Here is a 6,151-nt window from a genome sequence, read left to right as displayed (position 1 = left end):
CCGGAACGGGTGGTGTACTTTCCCCGGAATATTCAGCAGTTATTATTTCAAGCCCAAAGGGGAATCCCTGTACAACCAGCGGGTGATGAAAGCAATTGACCGGAAGTTCCTGGACTGTCCGTTCTATGGGGTGGAGCGGATGACCGCATACCTGAAAATGGACCTGGGTTATTCTGTAGGGGAAAAGCGCATCAGGCGATTGCGATCACATATTGGACCAGCCCTAATGCTGGGTGTCCCTTCCATTTCGACTACAACAACCGTCGTTTTGGTTACACCTGTTTTTTGGTCATTGCAGAATTTTGTATCAACAAAAAACAACTAAAATGAAAGTATTTGTAACAGGAGCTTCGGGTTTTATCGGCTCAGCCGTCGTCAGCGCGCTAACCCGGGCAGGACATCAAGTAGTAGGCTTGGCACGTTCCGAACAATCAGCAAAGAAAATCAGTGAGGCAGGTGCAGCGGTTTTGTTGGGTAGTCTGGAAGATTTGGAAACCCTGAAACAAGGCGCAAATAATGCTGACGGTGTTATTCACGCAGGTTTTTTCCACGACTTTAACCAATTCGCCAAGGCAGCAGCAATAGACAAAGCAGCTATTGAAGCAATGGGCGAAGTGTTGATTGGGACAAGCAAAGCGATGGTCGTCACCGCAGGGATTTTAGGCTTGCCGCTCATTGATGGCGTGATTACCGAAGAAAGCCGTCTCCCCCAGGGTTTTCCGCGTTTTTCCGAAACTGCGGCTTTGGCTTTGGCAGAAAAGGGCGTTCATGCCTCGGTAATTCGTTTGGCACCGTCCGTTCACGACAAAGGCGACAAGGGCTTCGTTCCGTTTATCATTGAGCAAGCGCGCAAAAACGGGGTTTCGGCTTATCCAGCAGCTGGCACCAACCGTTGGACTGCCGTGCATCGATTGGACGCAGCAGAGGCGTTTCGCTTAGCCATCGAGAAGTCGGCAACGGGCGCGGTGTATAACGTTGTTGGAGACACAGGCATTGAAGTAAAAAAAATTGCCGAATTGATTGGCGAAAAATTGGGTTTGCCCCTTGTATCTTTGTCGGAAGAACAAATTGTAAAACATTTTGAATGGATGAGCGGATTTATCGCCTTTGACAGTCCGGCAATCCATTTAAAGACGCAGGAACAATTAGGTTGGAAACCTGAACACCTCGGATTATTGGAGGATATGCGGCAAAACTATTTTTAATTTTGTGATGGAGCAGCGACAGCCAACAAGAGTAAAAACAATCAGCCAATTTCACCAGCTTCGTGGTCTGCCGAAGCCCGAGCATCCGCTGATCAGCATCGTAGACTATTCTTCCGTAAAGCGCCCGACTGGAACCGAAGTGAGCTGGATTTTCGATTTCTATCAAATCGCGATTAAGCGGGGTATCGATGGAAAATTCAGATATGGACAACAGGCGTATGATTTTGACGAGGGTATGATGTTCTTTATCGCGCCCCATCAGGTTTTCAGCGTTCAAGTCGACCAGCATTCTGTCGCAAAAAAACGATCGGGGTGGATGTTGCTCATTCACCCCGATTTCCTGTGGAACACACCGCTTGCACGTGGAATTAAACAATACGGGTTTTTTGATTATTCGGTAAACGAGGCTCTGTTCCTTTCCGAAAAAGAAGAAAAAACACTCGACGGAATTTTAGCAAACATTCGGCAAGAGTATCATTCCAACATCGACAAATTCAGCAAGCAAATCATCATTTCGCATATCGAAGCATTGCTCAACTATGCCGAGCGGTTTTACAACCGCCAGTTCATCACGCGGGAAAAAACGAATCATCAAATTTTGGCCCGTTTGGAAAAATTGCTGTCCGATTATTTCAATAGCGACGATGTGATTTCAAGAGGTCTACCGACGGTTCAATACGTTGCCGAAAAATTAAACGTTTCGGCAGGTTATCTCGGTAGTTTGCTTCGGGTGCTTACCGGACAAAACACGCAGCAACACATTCACGAACGGTTGATTGAAAAGGCTAAAGAAAAATTAGCTACGACAAACCTATCAGTTAGCGAGATCGCTTACGAACTAGGCTTTGAGCATTCGCAGTCGTTCAGCAAACTTTTTAAGGCAAAAACAAAGCTTTCGCCTTTAGCGTTTAGGCAATCGTTTAACTGAAATTAAGCCGGCCATGCAACGGTGGTATGGAAGAAAGGCGTGATCGGCCACTGCAATGAAGCGCAACGGTTAGTCCGGCAACCGCTCACCGGTCTCGCCGTGATAATCGAGCGACGTCTCGCCGCCCTCAAACACGATGTGGATATCAACATAGCGTTCCCGCTGAGCCACCGGCATGCTCCACCGGATGTCCTTGCGAAAACCGATGTACATGATATCCGCGATGTCATGGTCTTTTGCCGCATCATCCAACGCTTTTTTCAAGGCATCGTACCGGACCGACTCCAAGGTGAAGAGGCGATCCTCATCATCCAGCGAGTAATGGATGAAATGGGTGCCGACCGAGTTGCCGCGGATGGTCGCGCCTTGCAAACGGCCCGGTTCATCGGTTGGCTCAACCCGGATGTCGGTAAAGTCCTTGTAAAAAAGCAGCGATTCGATGCGACGGTCGCCGATATAGGCGACTGCCTTGTCATAGGCCTTTTTGAACATTTCCGGATTGAAATTGCCTTTATCCTGAAAAACCAGTTTCTGTGGAAAGTACCTAAGCCGCAGCCGGAGCCAGTCCACATTGCCCGTCGCGGTATATGGTGAAATAAACCCGGCGCCGAACAACGCTAAAATCAAGATGAAACTTACCGATCGTGCCAGCCCGTTCGGATTGCGTCCCACCAGGAGCCACAGACCGGTTTTCCGCCGCTCCGGGTAAACCTTATCCGCCTGAAACGTCCTGATATCCGCCGGGATTTCGCCCGCCGGCAGGATAGTCGACACCATGCCATATCCGGGGTCATGCGGATCTTCAAGAAACGTGACGAGCGACCCCTCCTGGAGTAGGTCCCCCTCTCCGACCGTCATGAATTGGCGTACCGTCGTTTGGTAGGGCGCGCCGGACTGTTGAAACACGGTTACCTGAATGACCATCAGCTCGCGCGTCTCCAACATCCGCACACCGCCGAATCGGATCGCATCGATGCGTGCCGGCGCAGCGAGGCCGCTCGTTTGCGCCAGGGCACGTCGTTTGCGGTCGGTATACCGGAAAAACACGCGGCTAAACAACAAGCCCAGCCCAATCGATCCCACAAGATAAACAACTATCAACAAAATGGGCAGGAAACCCTGCATGGAGGCTACAAAAGCACCGATGACGACGCCCAGAAAAAGCCATACCAGTGCTTTATAGCAAAAGATGCCGAATTGTTCAAGTGTTGGGATTAGCTGCGTTCCATTCATGCGATTAATGCCGTCGTTTCAAAAAAAGCCAACGGGTTTTGCCTATACGTGCTATCTGGTATACCAAGAAAACTTCCCTGTCTTCCCTGATTTCCACGTTTAGGCGGCATTTACCACGTGAAATAAGCGGATAGGAGCCCCGTCAGGTTAGTTGTTGGCTAAAGATAGGGATTTCGTGCTTAGTTTGCAATAAGGAATCTTGCTAACCCCCCTTTGGGGGGTATTGGGGAAAGTTTTGCCACTATACCTTTGTTTCGTCAAATGATGGAAAACGGTCAATATCACGCCGAAACCCTCATACGGATAAAATATAAACCCTAAAAGTACACAAAAATGAAAGCAACAATCAGAAAAACAGGCATACTGTTCTTGGCAGTAGCAGCGTTGGCAAGCTGCTCCAAAAACAATGATAAAGAAAATGTCGGTAAGGAATACGGACGATATCTCAAAATGAGCATCGACGGCGCTAAGTGGGAAACCGATGGTTCTTTCGACATAAAATTCGTCGAACGAGGTTTAGGCGTTGATGATCACTCCGGTGAGTACCATTTATTGCTCTCTGCCATGCAGTCGGGCGATAGAGAGACATTTCAGATCAGCCTTCGCCTGCCCGCTGACAAAATTGATAACCCCATCGGGTCGTACCCAGTAGCTTCAGACGCTACGCAGTCAGGCATGATGGTCGGTACAGCCGAAATCAACTATTATAACAAAGCAGCTTCCGGCGTTATTTTCTCGTCCCGCACCGATCCTCAGGGTTCGCCACATGTCGGCACGCTGACGATCACCGAATTTGAAAAAGGAGACGGTGCATTTGCCCAAAGACAGATCAATTGGCTAAAAGGCACGTTTTCCGTTACGCTAAAAGGTACAGAACAAGGACACAAGACCGGTGAAATCATTGAAATAACGGGCGGCGAGTTTGAGATGCCCAATGCGCTACATCATATCCAGTTGTAAGTTAAAAGATATACCTATGAAAAACACAATTAAAAAAATGGCAGGCTTATTTTTTATAGCCATGGCAATGACATCCTGTGCTAAAAATGAAAACAAAGCTGAAGACGGCCTCGGTGAATGCTCGTACGAAATTACGATAGACGGCAAGACGACCACAGCCAATCGCTTCGGACAAGACTGGATGACCTTTACCTCCGAATCCTATGAAGGAGATGCAGGATTTAGTCTTTCGATTGTACAAACGAAAGCAAATGGTCAACAAGATCCGGTATTCGATTTCTCGTCTGGCGGAGCCAGGTTCAACCGTGAAACGCCTGTGGGCACGACGTACACCGCCAATTTATTTCATGCATTCCAATTAGGTGCTCCGGAGTTCGACGGGTTTGAATATGACAAAGGACGGCTTGGGAATGAGGGTGAGATTATTCTTACGGTAATAGAAAACTCCACCGAACGGATTCGGTTCAATGTCGCTGGAACTGTGATGAAATGGAAAGGAGGCGTAGAAAATCCACAAGAGGTAGCGTTAGCTTCCGTAGATGCCGAACTTGTTTTTGGTCGGGCCAATTACAATGAAATGACTTCAGGAGGCGTGATTTTAGCCAGTGCAAACTGCGATTGCCGGGAACGATAACTCCTTAGTACTCACCTTTTATAAGACAACTCACATTTATCAAACAAATTCAAGACAACGATGAAAAAAGCAATCTTTACCCTTATGGCGATCGTCATCGCCGTAGCAGCACACGCGCAGCAATTTCAGAATGGAACCACCGCGGCCAACCTCGGTATCGGACTCGGCACCGCTCTGGGTGGTCTCGGCAAAGCCCGTCCGGCCATTTCTTTGTCCGTAGACCACGGCATGTGGGATATCGGTGGCCCCGGGGTGATCAGTCTCGGTGGCTACGTTGGCAACACCGGCTACAGGTACACAAGCGGTACCTATACGTACAAGTGGAACTACACCATCGTTGGAGTTCGCGGAGCATATCATTACAATGGTTTTACCAACGTGCCAGAGTTGGACGTCTATGGTGGTGCCATGCTCAGCTACAATATAGCCAAATACTCCTCCGATGGCGATGACGCTTCCTATGCCAACAGCTACGGCAGCGGGGTCGGTTTTACCGGATTCATCGGCGGACGCTGGTTTTTCACCGACCGTATCGGCGCTTTCGCGGAGTTGGGTTACGGGGTATCTGTACTGAATGCGGGGGTTACATATAAATTCTAACGAAAGAGGAATGCGTCCGGCCCCTTTTTCAGAACGGTTTTGACAAAACTTTAACACTTCTCCTGTAATCTTTCGGGGTAGTTATGATACTCCCTATTTGCTGGACAACTTTTGCACTAATTTAAGATATAATCACGACACATTTTTGATTATCTGATAGAACCTTTCGTCGGGTGTTATCCGGCCGATCGATTTATGCCTTCTCTCGGTATTGTAGAAGCATACATAATCCTTTACCTGCCGATATAGATCGACCCCACCGTTTGGTGGATTCAGATAGATTTTCTCCCTTTTGAGCGAACCCCAGAACCGTTCGATGTAGATATTGTCCAAAGCCCGGCCCTTACCGTCCATGGATATTTTCACCTCATGCTTTTTAAGTGCTTCGATGAATACCGAGGATGTGAATTGGGATCCTTGATCGGTGTTGAAGATTTCCGGTTTCCCGTGCCTTTCCATGGCGCCCAGCATGACATCCCGGCACCATTCGGCACTCATCGTATTGGAAATGTCCCAGCCCATAATTTTACGGCTGTATACATCGATGATGGCAAACATATACATGAATCCACGGAACATGGGGATGTAGGT

The 6,151-nt window shown here is 48.4% G+C and carries 8 protein-coding genes; 6 read left to right on the top strand and 2 right to left on the bottom strand.

Annotated features, from left to right (window positions below; all coding sequences use genetic code 11):
- The 3 genes from B5X72_RS20355 to B5X72_RS20345 form a co-directional block, all read left to right on the top strand.
- Positions 1–325, top strand: a 325-nt coding sequence (locus tag B5X72_RS20355) for an IS3 family transposase (RefSeq protein ID WP_139378805.1), incomplete at its 5' end; no start/stop codon positions are given.
- The gene (locus tag B5X72_RS20350) at positions 303–1,205 is read left to right on the top strand and encodes an SDR family oxidoreductase (RefSeq protein WP_245827060.1); all 903 of its coding nucleotides are present in this window, start codon (positions 303–305) and stop codon (positions 1,203–1,205) included. The genes B5X72_RS20355 and B5X72_RS20350, both read left to right, overlap by 23 nt.
- Positions 1,206–1,212: 7 nt before the next feature.
- Positions 1,213–2,133: a helix-turn-helix domain-containing protein gene (locus tag B5X72_RS20345; RefSeq protein ID WP_079718779.1), complete on the top strand. Its 921-nt coding sequence runs from the start codon at positions 1,213–1,215 to the stop codon at positions 2,131–2,133.
- Positions 2,134–2,202: 69 nt separating this feature from the next.
- Here B5X72_RS20345 and B5X72_RS20340 read toward each other — a convergent pair whose 3' ends face one another.
- The gene (locus tag B5X72_RS20340) at positions 2,203–3,366 is read right to left on the bottom strand and encodes a hypothetical protein (RefSeq protein WP_079718778.1); all 1,164 of its coding nucleotides are present in this window, start codon (positions 3,364–3,366) and stop codon (positions 2,203–2,205) included.
- 333 nt (positions 3,367–3,699) lie between these two features.
- On the opposite strand from B5X72_RS20340, the gene B5X72_RS20335 reads away from it, so the two are divergent.
- Genes B5X72_RS20335 through B5X72_RS20325 form a run of 3 tightly spaced genes read left to right on the top strand, consistent with a single transcriptional unit; the run spans position 3,700 to position 5,560 of the window.
- Positions 3,700–4,326 carry a hypothetical protein gene (locus B5X72_RS20335; protein WP_079718777.1) on the top strand — a complete coding sequence of 209 codons (627 nt, stop codon included), beginning with the start codon at positions 3,700–3,702 and terminating at the stop codon, positions 4,324–4,326.
- Between the two features lie 16 nt (positions 4,327–4,342).
- Positions 4,343–4,960 (top strand): hypothetical protein, encoded by a 618-nt coding sequence (locus tag B5X72_RS20330; protein WP_079718776.1) that lies wholly within the window; start codon positions 4,343–4,345, stop codon positions 4,958–4,960.
- A gap of 60 nt (positions 4,961–5,020) precedes the next feature.
- Complete coding sequence (locus B5X72_RS20325; protein ID WP_079718775.1) at positions 5,021–5,560, top strand: hypothetical protein; 540 nt, start codon at positions 5,021–5,023, stop codon at positions 5,558–5,560.
- Between the two features lie 132 nt (positions 5,561–5,692).
- Here the strand turns inward: B5X72_RS20325 and B5X72_RS20320 are convergent.
- On the bottom strand, positions 5,693–6,151 hold a 459-nt coding region (locus B5X72_RS20320; RefSeq protein WP_139378804.1), incomplete at its 5' end, for a DDE-type integrase/transposase/recombinase.

The sequence above is a fragment of the Parapedobacter luteus genome (assembly GCF_900168055.1).
Lineage (GTDB): Bacteria > Bacteroidota > Bacteroidia > Sphingobacteriales > Sphingobacteriaceae > Parapedobacter > Parapedobacter luteus.
Note: the sequence above shows the minus strand (reverse complement) of the source record. Positions and strands in the feature narration are given on the sequence as shown.